This window comes from Streptococcus infantis (assembly GCF_047464715.1).
GTDB lineage: Bacteria > Bacillota > Bacilli > Lactobacillales > Streptococcaceae > Streptococcus > Streptococcus infantis_S.
In genome coordinates, this window is the sequence record NZ_JASHBJ010000001.1 from 916620 (window position 1) to 938848 (window position 22229).

At 40.8% G+C, this 22229-nt stretch carries 15 protein-coding genes; all 15 read right to left on the minus strand.

All coding sequences use genetic code 11. The annotated features are described in order from the left end of the window. Complete coding sequence (locus tag QM419_RS04590; protein ID WP_414258344.1) at window positions 1-372, minus strand: cupredoxin domain-containing protein; 372 nt, start codon at window positions 370-372, stop codon at window positions 1-3. A gap of 10 nt (window positions 373-382) precedes the next feature. Further along, entirely contained in the window at window positions 383-778 is a 396-nt protein-coding gene (locus tag QM419_RS04595; RefSeq protein WP_414258345.1) for a CopY/TcrY family copper transport repressor, read from the minus strand. 118 nt (window positions 779-896) lie between these two features. Continuing rightward, window positions 897-1526 carry an orotate phosphoribosyltransferase gene (gene pyrE / locus QM419_RS04600; protein ID WP_214262204.1) on the minus strand — a complete coding sequence of 210 codons (630 nt, stop codon included), beginning with the start codon at window positions 1524-1526 and terminating at the stop codon, window positions 897-899. A 31-nt stretch (window positions 1527-1557) separates the two neighbouring features. Then, window positions 1558-2259 carry an orotidine-5'-phosphate decarboxylase gene (pyrF, locus tag QM419_RS04605; protein WP_414278028.1) on the minus strand — a complete coding sequence of 234 codons (702 nt, stop codon included), beginning with the start codon at window positions 2257-2259 and terminating at the stop codon, window positions 1558-1560. A gap of 207 nt (window positions 2260-2466) precedes the next feature. Beyond that, on the minus strand, window positions 2467-3747 hold the full coding sequence (locus QM419_RS04610) for an FtsQ-type POTRA domain-containing protein (RefSeq protein WP_414278029.1): 1281 nt from the start codon (window positions 3745-3747) through the stop codon (window positions 2467-2469). Window positions 3748-3756: 9 nt separating this feature from the next. Beyond that, window positions 3757-4815, minus strand: coding sequence for a UDP-N-acetylglucosamine--N-acetylmuramyl-(pentapeptide) pyrophosphoryl-undecaprenol N-acetylglucosamine transferase (locus QM419_RS04615; RefSeq protein ID WP_414274876.1), 1059 nt, complete (start codon window positions 4813-4815; stop codon window positions 3757-3759). 1 nt (window position 4816) lies between these two features. Further along, window positions 4817-6169 carry a UDP-N-acetylmuramoyl-L-alanine--D-glutamate ligase gene (murD, locus tag QM419_RS04620; RefSeq protein ID WP_414278030.1) on the minus strand — a complete coding sequence of 451 codons (1353 nt, stop codon included), beginning with the start codon at window positions 6167-6169 and terminating at the stop codon, window positions 4817-4819. 96 nt (window positions 6170-6265) lie between these two features. Then, window positions 6266-8971, minus strand: coding sequence for an FtsX-like permease family protein (locus QM419_RS04625; protein ID WP_414278031.1), 2706 nt, complete (start codon window positions 8969-8971; stop codon window positions 6266-6268). A gap of 1 nt (window position 8972) precedes the next feature. After that, complete coding sequence (locus QM419_RS04630; RefSeq protein ID WP_214262210.1) at window positions 8973-9674, minus strand: ABC transporter ATP-binding protein; 702 nt, start codon at window positions 9672-9674, stop codon at window positions 8973-8975. A gap of 450 nt (window positions 9675-10124) precedes the next feature. Then, entirely contained in the window at window positions 10125-16997 is a 6873-nt protein-coding gene (bgaA, locus tag QM419_RS04635) for an LPXTG-anchored adhesin/beta-galactosidase BgaA (protein ID WP_414278032.1), read from the minus strand. Window positions 16998-17401: 404 nt separating this feature from the next. After that, a complete protein-coding gene (locus QM419_RS04640; protein WP_414278033.1) occupies window positions 17402-17959 on the minus strand; it encodes an SMI1/KNR4 family protein in 558 nt (185 codons plus the stop codon). 14 nt (window positions 17960-17973) lie between these two features. After that, window positions 17974-19722, minus strand: a complete 1749-nt coding sequence (locus tag QM419_RS04645; RefSeq protein WP_414278060.1) for a glycoside hydrolase family 13 protein — start codon at window positions 19720-19722, stop codon at window positions 17974-17976. A 186-nt stretch (window positions 19723-19908) separates the two neighbouring features. Next, window positions 19909-20865, minus strand: coding sequence for a hypothetical protein (locus tag QM419_RS04650; protein WP_414278034.1), 957 nt, complete (start codon window positions 20863-20865; stop codon window positions 19909-19911). Between the two features lie 18 nt (window positions 20866-20883). Further along, on the minus strand, window positions 20884-21633 hold the full coding sequence (locus QM419_RS04655; RefSeq protein ID WP_414278035.1) for a hypothetical protein: 750 nt from the start codon (window positions 21631-21633) through the stop codon (window positions 20884-20886). Continuing rightward, entirely contained in the window at window positions 21630-22217 is a 588-nt protein-coding gene (locus tag QM419_RS04660) for an SMI1/KNR4 family protein (RefSeq protein ID WP_414259422.1), read from the minus strand. The genes QM419_RS04655 and QM419_RS04660 overlap by 4 nt, the downstream gene beginning before the upstream one ends. Window positions 22218-22229: the final 12 nt, after the last annotated feature.

Below are 22229 nucleotides of genomic sequence, written 5' to 3' on the forward strand. Positions count from 1 at the left end.
CTATTCTACAATCATCTTACCGTGCATCATGTTCATTCCACAAGAGAAACCATATTCTCCGGCTTCTTGAGGAGTGATTTCAACCACATATTGGTCTCCCATAGGCAGATCCGCATGCACACCAAAGTCTGGAAATACGATTTGGTCCAAGCAAGGTGAAGGATCTTTTCGATCAAAAATAATGCGAGCTGGTTGCGATTTTTTGAGGATAATGGTTCCTGGAGTATAGCCTCCCATGACTTCCACTCGAATTTCCTGGTAGCCATTCTTTTGTTGGGCTCTCTTTCCGTCTTCTTGCGGTTTTTTGAAAAACCAAAAGAGGATAAAAGCGATCATTCCTAGAACAATAATAGATACAAATAGATTTAACATAGCGTCTCCTTTACATACAATTACATTTTACTTCTGTTACAGCACTTGCTTTTTTCTCAGCAATCACTTCTTCCAAGCCTTCCAAGTCAACTAGGGTAAAGTCACATTCTTTGATCAAATCAGCAAGTAACTGCTTCATCCTGCGGGAACAAACCTTGTCTTTGATATCCTGGACAAGTAACTTCTTGCTATCTTCCTGTGTCAACAGGGCTGAATAGATAAAGGACTTGCCCTGTTTTTCCCGAGTCAAACATTCCTTCTCCACCAAACGAGCCAAGAGTGTCTGGATCGTGGATTTGGACCAGCTAAACCTTTTCTCTAATACTTTTATGAGATCAGTACTAGTCTGTTCTCCCTGCATCCAGATAATCTTCATGACCTGCCATTCTGCATCTGAAATCTGCATCAGCACACCTCCAAAATCTACATTTGTCAATTACAATTATCAGTATACTCTCAAAATCTACATTTGTCAACTAAAAAAACCGATGTTAAACATCGGTTAAGTAATTGCACTAAAAAAGTTATCCTTGCCAATTTTCTTGGTCTTCTTTAAATCGTTTTAGGAGGTCGAGTCCTTCTGGTGTGATATAGCCTTCTTCTTGAGCCAGATGAATCAACTCGCTGTAGTTTGAAAGAGTCACCAGTTTGACACCAGCATCCGCAAAGTTCTTATCTGCTTTTGGTAATTGATAGCTGAAGATAGCCACAACTCCAAGCACATCTGCTCCTTCGCGTTTGGCAGCTGCTACAGCTTCAAGAACCGAACCACCAGTTGAAATAAGGTCTTCAACAACAACCATCTTTTGTCCTTGAGCTACACGACCTTCGATTTGGTTTCCAGCACCATGATCTTTAGGTTTGCTACGGATATAAGCAAATGGCAGATTCATCTTATCAGCGATGATGGCACCGTGTGGGATACCCGCAGTCGCTGTTCCTGCAATCACTTCTACTTCTGGGAATTCTGCCTTGATGGCTTCTACAAAACCATTCTCAATCAAAGTTCGAGTTTCTGGGTATGCAAGCGTCACACGGTTGTCCGTATAAATTGGTGACTTGATACCTGATGCCCAAGTGAAGGGCTCTTCTGGTTTGAGGTAAACGGCTTGAATTTTCAATAGATGGCTAGCAATGTCTTTAGCAAGTGTCATGGGATTCTCCTTTGTATTTTAAACTATATTCTTATTTCCAGTCTTGTGTCCATTCATCCTTGATAGCATGATAAGCTGCTACTGGATCAGTGGCTTGAGTGATTGGGCGACCGACAACGATGTAGTCACTACCAATATGATAAGCATCTGCAGGTGTCATCACTCGTTTTTGGTCCCCAACAGCAGCTCCTGCAGGTCGAATACCTGGTGTCAGGCAAATAAATTCTGGACTGGTAGCTTCTTTGATGAGTTTTACTTCTTGAGCTGAACAAACCACACCATCTAATCCCGCTTCAGCGGTTTTCTTAGCATAATGAATGACGGATTCTTGAAGACTGGTTTGAATATTTTGAAAGTCTCTCATTTGTTCTTCAGAAGTTGAAGTCAGCTGGGTAACAGCAATCAATTTGGCTTCTTTCCCAAGACCTTCACGCGCAGCCTTCATCATCTCTACACCACCTGCGGCATGAACATTGGTCATGTCAACACCCAGATGAGACAAAACCTTCATGGCTGATTTGACCGTATTGGGAATATCATGAAGTTTGAGATCCAGAAAGACACTGTGTCCCAAGTCTTTCAAATAACGGACAACTTCAGGACCTTCGGCATAATAGAGCTCCATTCCAACTTTAACATAGAGCTTTTCCTCTGCTGGAAATAGGGCTAAAAATTCCTTGACTGCCTCAAAATTTGGAAAATCAAGAGCAATAACCGGACGAGATTCGCGCATACTTTTCTCCTTTTACCTTTGTGAGCTAGAGAGCATGAAAAAAGGAACCTGCCTACAGCAAGGTTCCACGAAAAATGGGTAGTCTACACCCTTTCACCGTCTAACCTTAGCTGCCTCTCTGGACTGCTTTAAAGGTTTTTTACTATTCTATTATTTAAAGCAATACTTGTCAAGTAAAAACAAGTAACTGAACAAATCATCTGAAACTTAGTGACTCTGTGTTGTTTGAGTCGTCTGTGTTGTTTGATCTTGATTTCCTTGCTCAGCTTGTTTTTTCTTCTCTTCTTCCTGCTTCTTCTTTTCCTCTTCTTTGGCTTTGACTCTTTCGTCATCCAGAGCCTTATCCACTAGACTATAGCTATAGATACCGACTTCCATGTCAATACCACTAGGAACTGTCAACTGTGGTTTTATCTTACTATAGTAAGGTAATTTCTTCCCTAGTTCTGATAATGGCACCAAAATCTCGTCTGTATCATACATGGTAATCTTTAGAAGGTCACTTGTTACCTTACTTGGTGCAAGTTCAATCTTCTCAATCTCTTGCTTAATTTCTGGACTAACTTCATTTAGCTGAGAAATCAATGTTTTTATCTGTTCCTCATCGTTAAACAAAACAGATATGTATTTCTCAGGTAAGTTGTCAGAACTAACGGCAGTTGATTCAATACTTCCGCTTGATAAGATTGGATAATAACTATCACCAGAAACAGAGTAGGCTACAATCCCAAATTCCTTCACTTCAATGGTGAAGTGAACCGGGAACTGATAAACTATCTTTGCCGATTCGATCCAGCGATCTGATTTAACCATTTCAGCATGCTTATCTTTATTTAAGAATAAGCTAATCGTATAGTCACTATCCTGAATACCAGAAGCTTCTTTGACTTGGTCTGCACTTGTCTGAACAGTCCCCGTAACCTCAATATGTTTCAGAGTAGACAAAGGAGTTAGAAGATAAATAGACAAGAACAAGATTAAAAAGCTTGGGACGAGAATTGTAACTGCTCGCCAGATATGGACAGATGGAATAGGAGGTTTTGGGGTTTTATTTTTTATTTTCCTCTTTTTATCTTCCTTAACCTTTGCTTCACCTTTTTCAGGTTCTACTTTATCTTGGTTCTTAGACTCCTCTTGAGAAGTTTTTGTTTCCTCCGTGTTCTTATCTTCAGTTTCTTCAACTGAAGCTTCATCACTAGTATCCGAATCCTTCTCTTCAGATTTTTCGGATTCTTGGTCCACTTCTTCAGAACTCGTAGATTTTTCTTCCTTTTTTTTACTCAAATACTCGTGGTGTTGTTTTTGCCATTCTGACACTTCTTGAGTACTATCAGATGACTCTGATACTTGTTCTTCTTTTTCACGAGCTTCTTCTTCGGCACGTTTCGCCTCTTCTTCAGCTTTTTTTTGAAGATATTCTTGATTTCGTTTTTGCCACTCTGACAATTCCTTGCCTTGAGTGTCCTGATTCTTTTTATCCTTTGACATCAATTTTCCTTATGATAAATCTTTTTTTAGTAGCTCATAAAAATCTGCCACAGATTTTAATTCCTGAGAATTCTTCATCTTGTTTTGGTAAATCTCTTTGTTGGTCAAGAGTTGATTTACTTTTTCTTCTAAAGTTGACAAAGTCAAATCGCTCTCTTGCAACTCCTCAGCATAGCCTTTCTTCACAAAATAGGCTGCATTTTCAATCTGATCTCCACGGCTAGCTTCACGACCTAGTGGCACAATGACGTGCAATTTAGCCATAGCAAGAAGTTCAAAAATAGTATTGGCACCACCACGAGTGATGACCACATCAGCCAGATTCATGAGTGGTTGATAGAGTTCCGTCGCATAGTCAACACGGTAGAGGTTTGAACTTAGTTCATTTAAACTAGCATCTCCTGTCAGGTTGATGATATTATAGCGACTAGTCAGTTCTTCCTTGTGGTCTGTAACTAGTTGGTTAAAGACTCTCGCCCCAGCAGAACCACCGACGAAAAGAAGAGTTGGTAGCTTGTCGTTGAAAGAAGTTCGGATATCCACCATTTCTTCAGGTTCTTCCATAACTGGGCCAGAAACCTTGGTCACGGCTCCAACGTGCTCTACCTTAGTGAGACTAGATGCTTGCTCAAAAGTAGAGTACATCTTAGTCGCAAAATTATAGGCAATTTTATTGGCCAAGCCCATGGTGAGGTCAGACTCGTGGATGAAGACTGGTACTCTGCATACTCGCGCTGCGATAACAGGCGGAACAGATACAAATCCACCCTTAGAAAAGAGGGCTTGTGGACGAACTCGAAGCATGATAAAGAGCGATTGAAGAATTCCAAAAGCAACCTTAAAGACGTCAACCATATTTTGCCATGAGAAATATCGACGTAATTTCCCCGTTGCAATCGAATGGAAGGTGACATCTAAACCCGACTTGAGGATTTCATGATGCTCAATCCCGTTTTTATCACCAATATAGTGGACTTCCCAGCCATCTTCGATGAACTTAGGCATTAACAAAAGGTTGAGGGTAACGTGTCCAACCGTTCCCCCACCTGTAAATACTATTTTTTTCATATTATCCCTTTAACTCCGCTACAGTGTCGATGAAAAGATCTCCACGTACTTCAAAGTTAGCATACATATCCCAGCTTGCATTAGCAGGACTGAGGAGAACCACATCTCCTTCTTCTGCAAGTTCATAAGCCTTGCGGGTTGCATCTGCAATATCAGTTGCGTCGACATAAGCCACACCAGCCTTATCCGCTGCACGTTTGACACGTTCTGCAGACTGACCGAGAATGACCATGTTCTTAAGTCCAGTAATATCTGGAACCAATTCGTCAAACTCATTGCCACGGTCCAACCCACCAGCAATCAAGATAACCTTGCTATTATCAAATCCTGACAAGGCTTTTTGAGTTGCTAAGATATTGGTTGACTTACTATCGTTGTAGAATTTCACCCCATTTATTTGGTCTACAAATTGGAGACGGTGTTTAACGCCACCAAAGGCTGACAAGGTTTCCTTAATCGTTTCATTGTCAACACCACGCAGTTTAGCAACGGCAATGGTTGCAAGAGCATTTTCCACATTGTGGCTACCTGGAACACCGATCTCATCAGCTGCCATGACTTTTTCACCACGGAAGTAGAGAAGACCATCTTCAAGATAAGCACCGTCAACCTTTTCAAGTGTTGAGAATGGTACTACAGTCGCGTTTGTCTTTGTCGCAAGTTCTTTAGCTAATTCCTGGTTGAAGTTCAATACTAGGTAATCAGCTGCTGTCATATTGCTTTGGATATTCCACTTGGCTGCCACATAGGCTTCAAAAGAACCGTGATAGTCAATATGCGTTGGCATAAGGTTGGTGATAACAGCAATTTCAGGATGGAATTCCTGGATTCCCATTAATTGGAAAGAAGAAAGTTCCATGACAAGGGTGTCCTTATCTGTGGCAGTTTGGGCCACTTGACTAGCAGGATAACCGATGTTACCTGATAAGAGTCCATTTTGTCCTGCAGCAGTCAGAACTTCTCCAATCATGGTTGTGGTCGTTGTCTTCCCATTTGAACCAGTTATACCGATGATTGGTGCTTCTGAAATCAAGTAGGCCAACTCAACTTCAGTCAATACTGGAATCCCTTTTTCTAGTGCTTTTTCAATCATTGGATTACTATAAGGAATTCCTGGATTTTTTACCATCAAGGCAAAATCTTCATCCAATAATTCCAAAGGATGTCCACCAGTGACAACCTTGATGCCCTCTTCTAAAAGGCTCTGAGCTGCTGGATTTTCCTCAAAAGGTTTACCATCATTAACCGTTACGATGGCACCTAGCTTGTCCAAAAGACGAGCTGCAGATTCACCTGATTTAGCCAAACCTAGGACTAATACTTTCTTATTTTTAAATTGATCAATTCGTTTCATATCTAGAACTCCATTTCTACTCTTACTATTTTACCATTTTTATGAAAATAAAAAAGCCACAAAGGGCTTTCTTATTTGTTTTTTGTTATAAAAAACCTATTCTACCGACTTGAGGGCTTCTAGCATATCGACCTTTAGGAGATAGTGATTGACAAAAAAACCGAGTATAGTCAAGATGATACCAACAGCTAAAACTGGGATTAGATACACTTCCCAACCGACCTGTGGTTGAAAACGGAAGGTGCCCGGTGCAATCATCTGAATTAGAAATTGATGGAGATAAAAGCCTGAGACCAAACCTACAATCATTCCAACCAGTGACAGTATGATGGTCTCCCGATAGATATAAAGGGTCACTTCTTTATTATGAAAACCAAGAACCTTAATGGTTGAAAGTTCCCGAATCCGTTCAGCAACATTGATATTGGTCAGATTATAGAGAATCACAACTGCTAGAAGTACCGATACCAGAACCAAAATTGCCATGGTTTGGTTAAGGGAACTAGCAAAACTTTCAAATAGCTGAATGGTTGAAGCATTTTGCACGACACCATTGACAGCCGCCTGCTCCATAAATTCTCTTGCAACTCTTTCAGTATTGCCTTCACTTTTATCCTTGAGTTGGACTAGATAGGTATTCATCTTAGGAGTTTGACCATAAATTTTCTCATAGGTCTCCTGATTCATATAAACAAAATGGCCTACATAATGCTCCGTGATGCCACCTACTTTAAATGTTTTTCCATCTATTGTAAAATTTTCACCAACGGAAACTCCTGCCAACTGAGCTAATTTTTCTGTCAAGACAACTCCGTTAGATAAGTCAAGTTTTTCCCCATTTTTTTCTAAACGGACAAATGGAGCCAGGTCAGCCTTATCTGTTACCATGATGGTCACTGTCTGAATTCCAGCCTTGCCCGGATACTTCTCTTCAATCTGCTTAGAAAAAATCAAACGAAAATCTTTAACTTCATCGCTTTTCAGTTTTTCTTCTAACTTGTCCTTATCAGTATCTGAAGCTCTAGTATTTACAGAGAGAACCATCTGATATTGTTGCAGGTCCTTAAACTGCCTGTCGGCCACGCCAACCACAGAGGATTGAATCCCAAGTCCTGCAAAGAGGAGGGCAACTGAACCTCCAACCCCAAAAATGGTCATTAACATACGCTGCTTATAACGAAAGATATTACGAGCAGTAACCTTTTGAGTAAAGCTCAAACGTGACCAGATAAATGTGATGCGTTCTAAGAGAATTTTAGAACCCTTGACTGGAGGCTTAGGTAATAATAATTGCGCTGCTTCTTCATGCAATTCTCTACGAGATACAAGGTAGGCTGGTAGGACGCTTGCTACTAAGCTTAGCCCCAGAGCCAAGCAACTATAGGTCCAGTAGAAATATTGCTGACTCTCACCAACAATCATTCGGCCAGTAATGATATGTGAGATTGTAGGTGCTAAGACATAATGGCCAATCAGAATCCCTAGAAGGGTTCCAATAGTACCAGCAACCAGACCATAAATCACAAACTTAGCGATGATGTCCTTGCTATGGTAGCCTAGAGCTTTGAAAATCCCTGCATTGGTTCTTTCCTCATCTACAAATCGAGTCATAGTGGTAAAGGTAACGATGGCTGCCACTGCGTAGAGAACAACTGGAAAGATATTTCCCACGGCACGAATACTCATGGCTGAGTTACTATACATCAGATAACCTTGACCAGTAGGAGAGCTTTTTCGATTGTAGACATGATAGGTTGGCTCTGTCAGAGTATTGACCTCATCCTGACTGGTCTGCCATTTGGACTTTTCGTTGGCTAGGTCGCTTTCAGCCTGGGCTAGCTTTTCCTTTTCTTGCTTTAGTTGGTCTTTTGCTTCTTCTAACTGACTAGATGCTTGACTTTTTTGTGGTTCTGGTAGTTGGCTCACTTGATTTTCTTGAGCTTGTAGACGCGTTTCGATTTCTTGCAGGCGACTCTTACCAGCTGTCAAATTACTTTCAGCCTCGTCTAGTTGTTTCTTGCCTTCATCAAGTGACTCTTGAGCATCCTTCTTCATTTTCTCTAGCCGCGCTTGACCATTATCAGCAAGTTGTTCCTTAAGAGTCGCTTCTTCAGCCTCCAGCTTTTTTTCGTAATCGCTGGAAAAAGGATTAACATCTGTTAGGCTAGCAAAACGCAGGCGGGCAATCGTATAAACAGAACTCTTAAAATTATCTTCAGTTACAACACCGTAAGCTGCTAGATTCCCATTGCCACTAGCTGAACTCCCCATATCCGTTTTTGAAAAAATATCTGGAGAGTGGACAAAACCTGTAATAGTATAACTATCACGTTTTAATTGAGAATTACTGCCCTTTTTTTGACTCAAATAAATGACTTGACCAATCTGATATCGATCTTTCCAAAAGTCCGCCAAGGCTAACTCATCCTCTTGTTCAGGCAAACGCCCTTGGGTCACCTCAAATTTTGAAATCTTGTCTGTCTTAGAAAATATCCGTATGGCATCTTGGGTGTTTGCTAGAGTCAAATCTGTCATATAACCAAACTCGACATCTGCTCCTGATAGATTTTGCAATTCTTCCTGGTCTGCCTGATCTAGACCATAATCTGCTATGACGGTCATATCTGCCAGATTGGCTTTTTGAATATAATCCCAAGCTGTTCGCTCCATATTGGGACTAGCAACCTTGAGACCGACCAAGGCCAAAGACCCCAACATCATCAGAGTCAGGATGGATAAAAACCGTCCCTTTGAACCTGTGAAAGACTGGAGTAGGTCTTTCCAATATGTCTTTCTTTTCATCTCAGTACTCCAAATCATCAATATCCTGTGGTTGAGGATTGATAACAACGCTCTTGACACCAGCATCATGCATCTGAATCACGCGATCAGCTATGGGAGCTAGCGAAGCATTATGAGTCACGATGATAACGGTGGCTCCTTTTTTACGTGACATATCTTGAAGAATCTTTAGAACCTGCTTACCAGTCTGGTAATCCAAGGCTCCCGTCGGCTCATCACAAAGGAGAATTTTAGGATTTTTAGCCACCGCTCGAGCAATGGAGACCCGTTGTTGCTCGCCACCAGATAGCTGGGCTGGAAAGTTATTAAGACGGTGACCTAAGCCAACATCCTTTAAAACCTGCTCAGGATCCAAGGCATCTGCAACAATTTCTGAAGCTAGCTCGACATTTTCCTTAGCAGTCAAGTTAGAAACCAAATTATAAAATTGAAAGACAAAGCCAACATCATCTCTGCGATAGTTGGTTCTCTGATGAGAAGTGAAATTCGAGATATTGGTCCCGTCAATCCAAACTTGCCCTTCATCATTTATATCCATTCCGCCTAGAATATTCAAAACTGTTGACTTTCCTGCTCCAGATGAACCAAGGATAATGACCAGTTCTCCCTTTTCAATCTCGAAGTTGACATCACGATTGGCTACGATTTCTGTGTCTCCTGTATGATATCTCTTATAGCTATTTTTCATTTCAATGTAAGCCATCCTATCTCCTCCTCTTCTATCCCTATTTTCATCTTTATTATAACTCTTTTGAGGAGAGAAAGAAAGCTTATCCTTGTAGACTTTAGAGAGATTTTTAAACTTCTAAAAAGCACTGAAAACAGGCCAGTATGACCTTGCCTTACTCACCTTATTTCTAATACTCTTCAAAAAACTCTTCAAACCACGTCAGCTTTGCCTTGCCGTACTCGAGTACAGCCTTCGGCTAGCTTCCTAGTTTGCTCTTTGGTTTTCATTGACTATAAGGCAATTCTCCTAGTTTGATGTTTGGTTTTTGTAGAAAATCATCTCAATCTTCTTTTGCAATTGAGTCTTGAAATAAAAAAGCGAACAAGACCAGATTCTGTTTATCAGAAAACTAGTTTGTCCACTTTTTTAGTTGAGTTTGGATTGTTAGTCCAATCTCTATGATCAACATAATGTCAGATCATTTTATTCTTCGTCTTTTCTCTTGCCCATTGCAAACAAACCTAGGAGCATTCCCATAACACCTGCTGTTGCAAGAATAGCATTTTCCTTAGTACCTGTTTCTGGGAGAATATGTTGACGACTTGCAGGTGCCTGATAAGTCTTGTCTTGTGACATAGCGAGAGCTACAAGAGATTGATTATCTTTGTACTCTGGGACATCATTGACAGCTGCTTCAACTCCGTTTACACCACCTGTGTATTCCGGTACATCGTTAACTGCTGCAAAGACTGCATTAGCCCCACCTTTATACTCTGGGACATCATTGACAGCTGCTTCAACTGCATTCACACCTCCAGTGTATTCTGGAACTTCATGAACAGCTGGTGCAACTAGCTTCGATCCTCCTGTATATTCCGGAACTTCATAAACTGCTGGTTCAACTCCATTCACACCTCCAGTGTATTCTGGAACTTCATGAACTGCTGCTTCGACTGCATTCGCGCCTCCAGTGTATTCTGGAACTTCATAAACTGCTGGTTCAACTCCATTCACACCGCCTGTGTATTCTGGAACTTCATGAACAGCCGCCTCTTCTCCGTTCACACCACCTGTGAACTCTGGAACTTCGTGTACAGCTGGTTCTGTCTTAGCGCTTTCAGCATCTGCCTTAGTCAATTGAATGCGGTATTCCTTAATATGTTTACCACTTTCTGAAACAAGATGAATTAAGACTGGAAGTTTATCATCACCACTATCAACAATAGTTGCTGCTACATTTTCGCCAGTTTCAACTGTTACTTGAGGACGATTTCCACTATAGGTTACTTGGTAATCCACACGATCTTCAGAGAAGTCAGCAATCTCTTTACCATCCACAAGAAGTTTTGCAGCTGTACTATCCTTAGGTTCCTCACTTGGAGCAATGAAGGCCATTTCTGTAATAGCTACACCCTTGGTATCAGCTTTTCTATCCATGCGCCATCTCATAGCCTTAGCTTTAACTGGGGCAAAGGTTACATGGATATCAGTACCTGCTTGAATCTCTTGATCCGCACGGTATTCAACTTTCTCCCAGTTAGAAGGAGTGTTGAATGGATGTTCTGGATCGTATGGTTGGTAGTTAGAGTAGTATTCTGGCGAGTCAAATTCTGGTCCTACATAGCGCTCTAAGACTAGTTTAGAAGGTGCATCTGTACCACCATCTGAGAAGAATCGAATGCTTCCTTCAGCGACTGTACGTTCAACAATCTTGCCAGCTTCTCTAAAGATAACCCCTACTGAAACTTCTGGATTATCAGATGGAGTTGGAGACCAGTTGGTCCAACGACGGGTTTCATCATCTGAACCGTCGTTTACATAGTCCACACGGTCATGAGAATTTGGATCAATATCATTGGTCGCTGAGGCAAATGAACGGTTGCTATCGTCATCGAAGTCTGGGTTGTCTGAAAGGTTTTCACCGAGTTTGTCTGTTACACGAACAGCCACTTCAGCAGTTAAATCAGTACCTAAAACGCGACCACGAACTGTAAATTCACCTGCAGTCGCTAGATTTTCAGCTGGAACTTCATCCCATTCAACTGCCAAGTCTTTGACTTCATAGCCATCTTTACCTGAGAAGTAAACAGCGACTTTCGCAGGTAACTCAAGTGTATGCCCCTTAGCAACCAAGCGTGATGTTTTCACAGCAACAACAGGTTTACTTGCTAGCAAGTCCTTATCATTTGTAAAGTGTAGACGGTACTCTCCTAGAATATCTCCATTTTCAGCCTTAACAACAACACGAACTGGATCACCTTCATGTACGCTTGGAATCACTGTAGCAATACCATTATCTGATACACTTGCTGTTACAGTTGGTACCTTGTCTTCCTTAGCTTCTAAATAATAGTCAGTCAAGCCAGGGTTAAAGTTTGGCAAATCTTTTCCATCTACTTGAATTTGAGCTTGAGCTTTCTTAGCTGCTGCTACTTGTTTAGAGAAGATTTGAATTTCTGTAATAGAAGTACCCCATTTACCATCTGGTCTAACCATACGGATACGAACTGCATAGGTATTGACTTTATCAAAGCTAAAGTGGGTCATTTCTCCAGCTCTCACTTGATCTGGAGCTTTAAGATTTGTCACTTGTTTCCAGTTATTGTCATCATTAAAGACGTGGTCTTCACTAGCAACAAAGCTTGGATTCTTAGGAACTGTTGGAACATCTTTTCCTACATAGTATTCAATCACATAAGACTTAGGTGCACCGACACCGTGGTCTTCGTGGAAGGCTACGTTAAGGTTATCAGCCGAACGTTTAGACAGGATACCAGAATCACCAAAGAGAATTCCTACGGATGCTTCACTTGTACGTTTCCAGTTAGTCCAACGGTTTGCTGGTTGGTCATTAAATGAGATTAGTTTGTCATTAACATTGGCTACTGAATCACTTGGATTTGAGTCTGATGCAAAGGCAAGTGGCAACTCAGAACCTGTCCACTGGTCAGAAATGTTAGCACCAGTTTCTGTCTGAGCAGAAACACGAACATGAAGTTTGGTTGGTAGTTGAGTACCTTCCACATGTCCTGTCACTGTAAAGCTACCTTCTTGTGCATATTGGCTCGGGTCAATAGCATCCCAAGTCACCTTAGCTGAAGATACTTGGCCGTTTGAGTGGTAAGTACGAACACTTTCTGGCAATTGAGGAGCTTCTGAAACAGGAGTTGTTGTCGTCACTTCTTCGACTGCAATGATACCTTCTACAGAAACTTTTGCATGAGCTTCGTTTTCGATTCCTTCTACTTTACCTATAACATCAAAGCTGTGGTATTTGGCAAGGTTTTCCTTAGCAACTGCTTGCCAAGTCACCTTGTGAACTTTTGGAAATCCTTTGTCGTACTCTACCGTTACTGTCTCAGGTAGACTCGGTTCTTGGTTCAAACCTGTCACGACACTAACTGGACGAATGGCTTGGACAACTTTGCTTTCAGTGTTTGCTTGAATGTTCAAGTCAATCTGACCTTCTGCTCCTTCAAATTGAGCTTTCAAAGTTACTTGACCAGGTTTATGCAATTCAAGCATACCTTTACGAACAGCTACGTCTCCTTGACCTGATGTAGAGAAGCTTACCTTGTCAGCCTTCAATTCTGCCTGTGTACCATCTTGATAGTGAGCCAATACCTTGATACCAACTGTTTGGTCTTCTTTCAGTGCAGCTGCATTTTCTACTTCTAGGCTCAAACGTTCAATCTGCGGAGCTTCCTGCAAGAACTGGATAGCGTAAGTTTGCAATGCTCCACCATCATTTGGTTGAACATAAATACTTGCACGCATACCATTTGCTTCGTTAGCTTGAATAACAGTCACTTGCGCATTTTCAGCCAAAGCTTTGACTTCAGGTAAAGCAGTTCCATAAGCAAGTTTATGGTATAGAACCGGTTGATCCGTTGAGAGCCCTTCTACAGGCTGGTCTGCTACAGTTACAGTCGGTACTACTGGAGCAGCTGCTTGACCTTCTGCGACTACAAAGGTCGCATCGATTTGGTCATCACCTGAAATTCCTTTGGCTTGGATACGAGAGCCTGGGATAGCTAATTTAGCTTGATCTTCTGCTGCAACTTCCCACTTATCAACATCATAACTTCCTACAGTACCATCTGACAATACATAGGTAACAGATGGGTCAACTGTACTTAGATCTGTAGTTGGTGCAATTCTCTTAACTACAGGTAATTCTGTTTCGAGGGCCAAGACTTCAACACGCGCTTCTACATCACGACCATTTGCCACACCTTTAACAGTAAAGATACCAGGTTCGTTGACATTAACTGCTGACCATTCTACTGGAAGTTTTTCACGGCTGCCATCACTATAAATAAATGCTACTTTTGAAGGCATTTTCGCTTCTTGACCAATAACGGTACGTACTTTAGGCACTTCTGTTCCTAAAACAGTTTTTTCTGCTTGGTCTTTTTTACCTGTGAAGATCGTTGTTTGACCAGATTTCAAGAAATCAGAGTGGGCAGTCAAAGTGAATTTCCCTGCTTGCTCCGTTGATTTGACAATCACAACACCCTTACCATTAAAGGCTTTGCGAATCCATGAACCATCTGCTTGTTCTTTGTAACGTTCACGGCTGGCTTGTTCCCCGTTATCCACACCGACAATCTGACCTTGTCCATGCAACTGGAAGCGAACAAGGTTATTGGCAGTTGGAACTACGTTACCCTTGCTATCAACGATTTCATAGTAAATATAAGTGAGGTCTTTTCCGTCAGCTGCAATAGCATTTTCTTCTTTGACCAAACGAACCCCTGCAGGTTCTCCAGCAGTCACAATCTTATCACGAGCAACGATATTACCAGCTTCGTCACGAGCTACTGCTTCTAAAGTACCAGCTTCAAAAGCAACCTTCCATTCAAGGTAAAGTTCATTAGGTTTAGCACCCTCTTGGTAAGGACGTCCATCACTAGTTTGTTTTTTAGTAAATGTCTTCTTGCCTAGAGTATTACCATTCAAGAATAGTTCTACACTTGCCGCATTAGAATAGGCACGGACTGGAATATTACCATCTGCATCCGCTACATTCTCTTTTAGAGTAGAATTTTCCCAGTTCCAATGAGGAAGCAAGTGAACCATTGGTTTCTTCTCAGCAGGAACCCATTGGCTTTGGTACAAGTAGTAATCATTCTTTGGAATACCAGCTGTATCTACGATACCAAAGTAAGAACTCTTAACTGGAGTTTGGTTTTGGTTGTGCCATGGAGTAGGCTCACCTATATAGTCGGTACCCGTCCAGATGAACTGACCTGCATAACCTGCATTGTCACGGTCAAAAGTCCAAGATGCTGTGGCTGTTTTACCCCAACCAACACGGTCATTACCGTAGTCTGATTGCTCATAATGACGGTAAGCCTGATTGCTGTGGACCAATTCACGTTCTGGTCGGAAATAACTTCCACGTGTACGAGTAGCTGAGGAAGTTTCAGAACCGTAAATCAACCAATTTGGATGTTTCGCACGAAGTTTCTTGTAGTTGTCTTCTGAATAGTTAAATCCAACCGCATCAAGTTCATTGGCAATCTTTTCATGGTCACCACTACCATCACCAAAGCGGAACTTATCTGCTCCCATAGTGACATAGCGTGTCTTATCAACAGCCTTAATAACTTGAACCAAGCGTTTAACTGTTGCTAAAGAACGAGGTTTCCCGTCTGCTTCACCGATTTCATTACCGATAGACCACATGACGATAGCTGGGTTGTTCTTGCCTCTTTCGACCATGGTACGCAAGTCAAAATCAGACCATTTTTCACCTTTCTTAGCGTCTGGGTGAGTAGCATCTTTATCAAAGAAGCGACCGTAGTCATACTGTTTCTTACCACCATACCAAGTATCGAAAGCTTCTTCTTGGACCAACAAACCAAGCTCAGCAGCAATCTGTAAAGTTTGCTCACTAGCTGGGTTGTGGGTTGTACGGATAGAGTTTACACCCATATCCTTCATCTGTTTCAGACGACGGTATTCTGCTTTATAGTTTTCTTCAGCTCCAAGAGCTCCATGGTCATGGTGAAGAGAAACCCCATGGAATTTAATGCGTTCACCATTCAAAGAGAAGCCTTCATTTGGTGTCCAGTTGTAATAACGGTACCCAAACAAATCTTTCTTAGCATCCACCAACTGGCCATCACGATAGACACGAGTCACCAATTCATAAAGGGCCGGTTTATCATTGAGAACTGTCCAAAGTTTTGGTTTGTCAACTTGCAAAATAGCATTTAAACTTGTTGATTGATGAGCTTTCAAGACTTGACTAGCTGTACGAACGAGATCCGTTACAGCTTGACCATTACGTTCAATGATTTGATACTCAGCAAGAATTTCATGATCTTTATCATCAGTATTGACAATCTTACTTGTTACATGAGTATCTACCTTGCCCTTCTGTTGTTTTTCAAGGTCTGGCGTTAAGATCGTTGTTCCATTTTTCTCAGCATGGACCTTATCTGTGACTTGAAGGGTAACATCACGGTAAATTCCGCTTCCTGAGTACCAACGGCTACTTGGTTGTTTGTTGATGGCATGCACTGCTACGACATTCTCGCGACCGTCTTTATGGAGATAGTCAGTGATGTCATATGAGAATTGGTTGTAACCATTTGGATAGTGACCAACTAGCTGTCCATTTACATAAACCTGAGAATCCATGTAAACCCCGTCAAATGTGATACGTACATTCTTATTGAGGTCTTCTTCATCGAGTTTAAAGGTCTTACGATACCAAGCATCACCACCATTGAGTTGCCCACCTTCGTTTTGGGCAGGTGAGTCATGGTCAAAGTCATTGTAGATACTCCAATCATGAGGAAGGTCTAATTTCTTCCAACTAGAAACATCGGCATCTGGCTTGACCGCATCTTTAGCATTGGCATTGAGCTTAAAATGCCAGTTTTGATTGAATTCAACTTTTCTATCCTCAATCAACTGTTTCACCTCATCATTAGTTGCAGATTTGAGCTCTGGTTTTTCTGTTTGAGCAGATTGATCCTGAGTCACAGCTGGAGCTTGCTTTTCTACATCGGAGGTTTCTTTTTTCTCAGGAGTAGTCTCAGTAGTTGGTGTTTCCACTTTTTTCTCTACTTCATGATTAGTTTCTACTGCTTCACTGTTAACAGTTTCTGTTGTTACAGGTTGTTCAGAAGCTTTTGAATCTACAGCTTCCTCTTTAGGAGTTTCTTTCTCCACTTTTTCTGTAGCAACAGCGACTGGTGTCTCATCTGCAGATACAGAATTTACACCTGCTAGATTTGCTCCAAATAAAACAGAGCAAGTCCCGATAAGCACTGAGCATGTTCCTACCGTAAATTTACGGATGCTATAGATACTTTTGCGATTCCAATAATCTTTTCCCATAGGGTTCTCCTTGTTAAGTAACCGCTTCCATTTTTGTTGAAAGCGCTATACTTATTTTGTAATTATTACTTCTATTTTATAAAATAATATAGGAAACTTCAATACTATGACTGTAAAAATCATACTTTTGATTGTTTTTTCTATATTTTGTAGAAAACTATAAAAATCTGAATGTACATTTAGTGAATGGTTTTACTAAAAAAGGCGGTGGGACAGAAATCGATAGACAAAGCCTCGATTTCGTAGTCCCAGCCCCGCGAGGATGATTAGGAGCTTTTTGGAGTCTAAAAGACGAACAAAAAGTTCAATCAGCTACCGCGTCATAGTTTGATTACTAATAAAAAGTGAGGTCGGGATCTTTTGTCCCAACCTCTTTTACGGACTATCTGATATTTTCTTATAGATTATTGACTAGATTTCCCCTTTTCCAAAAGCTTGACCATCTCATTTTTACGCTCTTCTAGCTCGGCAATTTGATGGAGTAAAAGTTCTGAAAAATCACATTCAAGCTCTTCCGATTCGCCACTATTATACCAATCTAGAGCTACAATATGATTGTCCTTATCAAAGCAAAAAATCACATCTCCATCCCCGATGATAGACAGAAATGGAATATAATCCACAAAACCCAGAGCGTGTAATTCCTTGGTTTTAAGACGAATGTCTAAGAAGTCTGGGATGCCATTTGCAATTCCCAAGACCTTAATACCTCGACAGAAGGTCCAAAATGGTGCTACATCGTAAGCCTTGGCTCTTGGCCATAGCTCTTCTCTGACTTCCATAAAGAGACCTCCCAGAGATGACATGGTGAATTCCCTGAAATCTTCTGGTAGACGAATGCCGTATTGATTTTCAAAATCCTGAACATCTTCTTCCGATGGTTCATTGCCCATGCAGGCGACAACCTGATAAGTTTCCTTATCATAGTAACGAAAATACTCATAAACTTCCTTGAGTGCCATTATTTTAATCCTTTTTACTCAGAAATAGTAACTACAAATCCATCTGGTAAGATAACCTCTTGTCCATCTTTAAGATGGCAATGACTAGCTAAATCAACAGAGTCTCTTTCTAAAACAAAATTCTCAGAAGACTGATTAAAGATTGCCTGAACTTCTTTTCCTTGATAGTTCCAGCTCAAGGCAAGAACATCTGGTTTCACTTCTTCCAAGCGATAATTTCCATGCTGAATCATACTTGCCGATTCCTTACGAACCTTGATTAATTTCTTCATAAAATTTAGCATATCATTATCCTCAGACACACGGTCCCAAGGCATGACACGACGGCATTCAGGGTCTGGTCCACCAATTAGGGCCAACTCTGTTCCGTAATAGATACAAGGAGTCCCTTTTTGAAGATAGAGGAAAGTTAGGGCAGCCTTGACATGCTGGACATTTCCTTTGGCAGTTGTGAGGATACGCTCTGTGTCATGAGAATCTAAAAGGTTAAACATCACCTCTGAGATTTGTTGCTTATAGTACATAGACTGGCTATTGATTTCTGAAATAAACTGCTCTGTCTTTTTACGCTGACGCAAGAAATAATCCTTGATAATTTCAGAGAGTGGGTAGTTCATAACTGCATGGAACTCATCCCCTTGTAGCCAAGGTTGTGAGGTATGCCAGATTTCACCTAAGATATACAAATCAGGCTTTTTAGCGAGAACTGCCTTTCTGAAATCTCTCCAGAACTGATGGTCAATTTCATTGGCAACGTCCAAGCGCCAAGCATCGATATCAAAATTTTCAATCCAGTAAGTTGCAACACTGAGAAGATAGTCCCTAACCTCCGGATTAGCTGTATTCAACTTAGGCATATAGCTAGCAAAGGCAAAGGTATGATAAGGGAGTTGTCTTGGATTCTGAAGTTTATCCTCAGTAACTGGAAATTCTTGAATATGGAACCAATCTTTATATGGTGACTTTTCTCCGTTCTTTAGAACATCCTGCCATTGGGCAGACTGGTAGCCGATATGATTGAAAACAGCATCTAGCATAATCTTGATGCCACGTTTGTGAGCTTCCTCGACTAGATTACGAAAGACTTCCTTATCCCCAAAGTGACTATCAATTTCAAAATAATCCGTCGTATCGTACTTGTGATTGGTCGTTGCTTCAAAAATCGGACATAGATAAAGTCCAGTGATTCCCAAATCTTTAAGATAGTCCAAATGGTCGATAATCCCTTGCAAGTCTCCACCAAAAAAGTCATCCCCATTAGGTGCAATGGCTGCATTCCACTCTCGAGCTACATCAGGAGTCAATTTAGGATTTCCATTAGCGAAGCGTTCTGGGAAAATCTGGTACCAAACGGTATTTGAAACCCAGTCAGGAACCTGACAACCGTCAATTTCGTGAATATAAGGAAGCTTAAAGCCGTTTCCATCAGCATCCAAGTTTTCTTGCGTATGTTCTACACAACCCTTATCTCCATAAAAGATTCCCTGACCTTCTTTATCAAAGAGTTCAAAGAGATACTGAATGCGTGCAAAATCAACAGAGACCGTGACCTGCCAATAATCAAACAAGGCGTCTGACGTTACTTTGGTCATTTCTTTCTTAGCTTCGTACTTATCCTCAATGAAAATAAAAGGGTCTCCATAATGCAAAATAACCTTCTGGACATCATTTTTCTTGGTTCTAATTCGGATATGCAGCTGACCTTCTTTGTAAAGATATGCATACTCTGATTCTGGTCTATGATAAATGGCTGTTAATTCCATCATTTGTCTCCTAAAATTAATAAAACGCAAACGTTTTCATAACTAACAGAACTAGTATACTATTTTAAGACTTAAATTGCAATACTTGGATAAAATTGACAAGATAACAACTCAAAATAAATACTGTAGACTAATCAAGAAATCTCAGCTCCTATCAATAAAAGCTCCCCAAAACAGCCTCACAGCCTAGTCGATCTGACAAAGGGCAAGTTCTTTTAATCCTCTGTCGTAGAGGAAGGTTAAACAAAAGTTGTCTGTCATATTTTGAAGCTTGTGTTTACTCATTCCTCTAGGCAAAGCTATATCGCACCATTCTCTTGTTGCCAGAGAAAATAGCTTTTGCTTGCCCTTCCAGTCATCATTCTTAAATAGGGGGCTCAGGATAAGATAAGGCGAATCTGTAAAAATTCCATTGACACCAGCTTTTTTGCCTGAAGCCTTTAAATGTTTAGATTCTAATAACTTTTCGATAATACGACCATCACTAGAGATTTTAACAAGAGCATAATAGTCCATGCCCCATTTATTGACAGAGGTTTGACTTTCTCCAGAGGTAAAGGCATAGAGCTCTTGCTTCCAAGATTTCATACTATCGATTTTAGGACAAGCATCTGAGCTCATATCGTGGTGGCTTAAATCTTTTTTATCGATATGCGAATAAGTGGTCCACTTCGCCTGCTTTTTCGCTCTATCAAATTCTAAAAGGGCAAAGTTTCTTGCCTGATTTGTATAAACTTGATCTTCAAAACACACGGGTATCTGGTCGCTATCTGATACGATTTGAAAATATCTCTCTTGTGCCTTTTCAGGAAGTATACTTTGCGGATCCTTTATGGCAATGATTTCTGGATTAGAAAAATCACCAGTGTAATAGACCATTTCTCTGCCAGCCTTGATGATGCCAATATTTTGTCCATCTGTAAAGAGTAGAGGTTCTTCCTCCCAAACATGGTCACAATACCAAGCATCTATCTCCTTCACACCCAAAGGTGATACTTCAAGCAGACAGTAGCGATTAAAAGATTCCTTCTCACTGATCAAGACAAAGGCTCTACCATCCTGTAACATGACAGAATTGAAAACACTATTGTAGTCCTTGTCTAGTTCCCATTTATTCAATAGACTTAACTTTAACTTCCCCATTTTCTCTCTCCTAATCCATCACCACTCGTTGATGGCAAATAGAATGGCTGATCTAATATTTCTTAGCAATTGATCCGAAAGTTCATCGTATTGTTGACCAAGTCCCTTATCTTGTGCCAGCCATCCAGGCCCATCATTCCAGGAGCCCATTCCTCCAAAAACATCAGCTGCACTTGCAGCTCTAAATATATTTTGATTTTGTGGCGGAATTTGAGGTTCCTCTAGCACCTTAGTAGCATCAAGGTCAAGTAAATGATTTCTAGCAGAATGAAAGACTTTGGCAAAGTTCTCACATTCAATTTTAATTGCTAGATCTTCTATACGAGCCAATATGTCCTTAAATTCTTCGATATTATTTTCATAGTGGGGAATTTCTTGAGAAGACCTTTCCCAGTCATACTCGGTGTAGGTAACATCCCAGCCCCTGCCTAGGGAAGCAGATTTCCAATTTGGTAGGAAATAACTTGTCTTCCCATATTTATAAAAACAGAGAATTGAACTCTGTGTCGTATTGGAGAAGCCTAAAATACCTCTGTCTTCAACTGAAATGGGACAAAATAATTTTAAGTCCGTCAAACCTTTTTCCTTAAGGTTTTCAAACCAATCAGATACAGATAGTTCTGTAACCTCCCCCTTTTCTGACTGTAAAATTTGAAAGCAAATCTTATTGATATATTGGTCAGGATGATACAAGATTTCCTGATTAGTTTTTAAAGCCTTCCTAGCTGCTGCCACGATACAGGCTATTTGATGCATTTGTCCGTTCATTTGATCTCATCCATTATCCCTTCTATCAGATTTGTAAGGCTTTCTGCCGCATAGATCACCTGGTCAGGATCATGGATGTAGCAAATAATCTGTCCTTCCTGACCTTCCTGGTCTGGATCAAAATCCAGCATAAGATAACAAGAGTCACAATACTGAGCAAAAGGAAGCCATTTTTTATTAAAAAGATAAGGCTTAATTCTACTATCACGCATATTTTCCAGGTCTTGACTAGAAAAATAGTCAGGAAATTCTGTTAACAGAGCATCTCTATTTTGAAAGTACTTTTTACAAGTCTCAATTTCCTGCAGACTCATGAGAGAAAAAGTCAAATCTCTCTGGTCAATCACACAAGGTAAAATAGAGAGGTATTCACTTCCATTTTTATAGCTATAAAGCTCTTTGAAGTCACTAGGTAGACGAATGCCAAGTCTTTCCTCAAAGGCTTGAAGTTCTTCCTCGGAAGCACCAGAAATGTCCTGATAATCTTCCAGATATCCTTCCTCTACAGGATCATCCAAATCCCAATCTTCAAAACACTCACAAATATAAGTTTCTATTTTTTTAACTTGGTCAATTAGTTGCATAAGAGCCCCCCT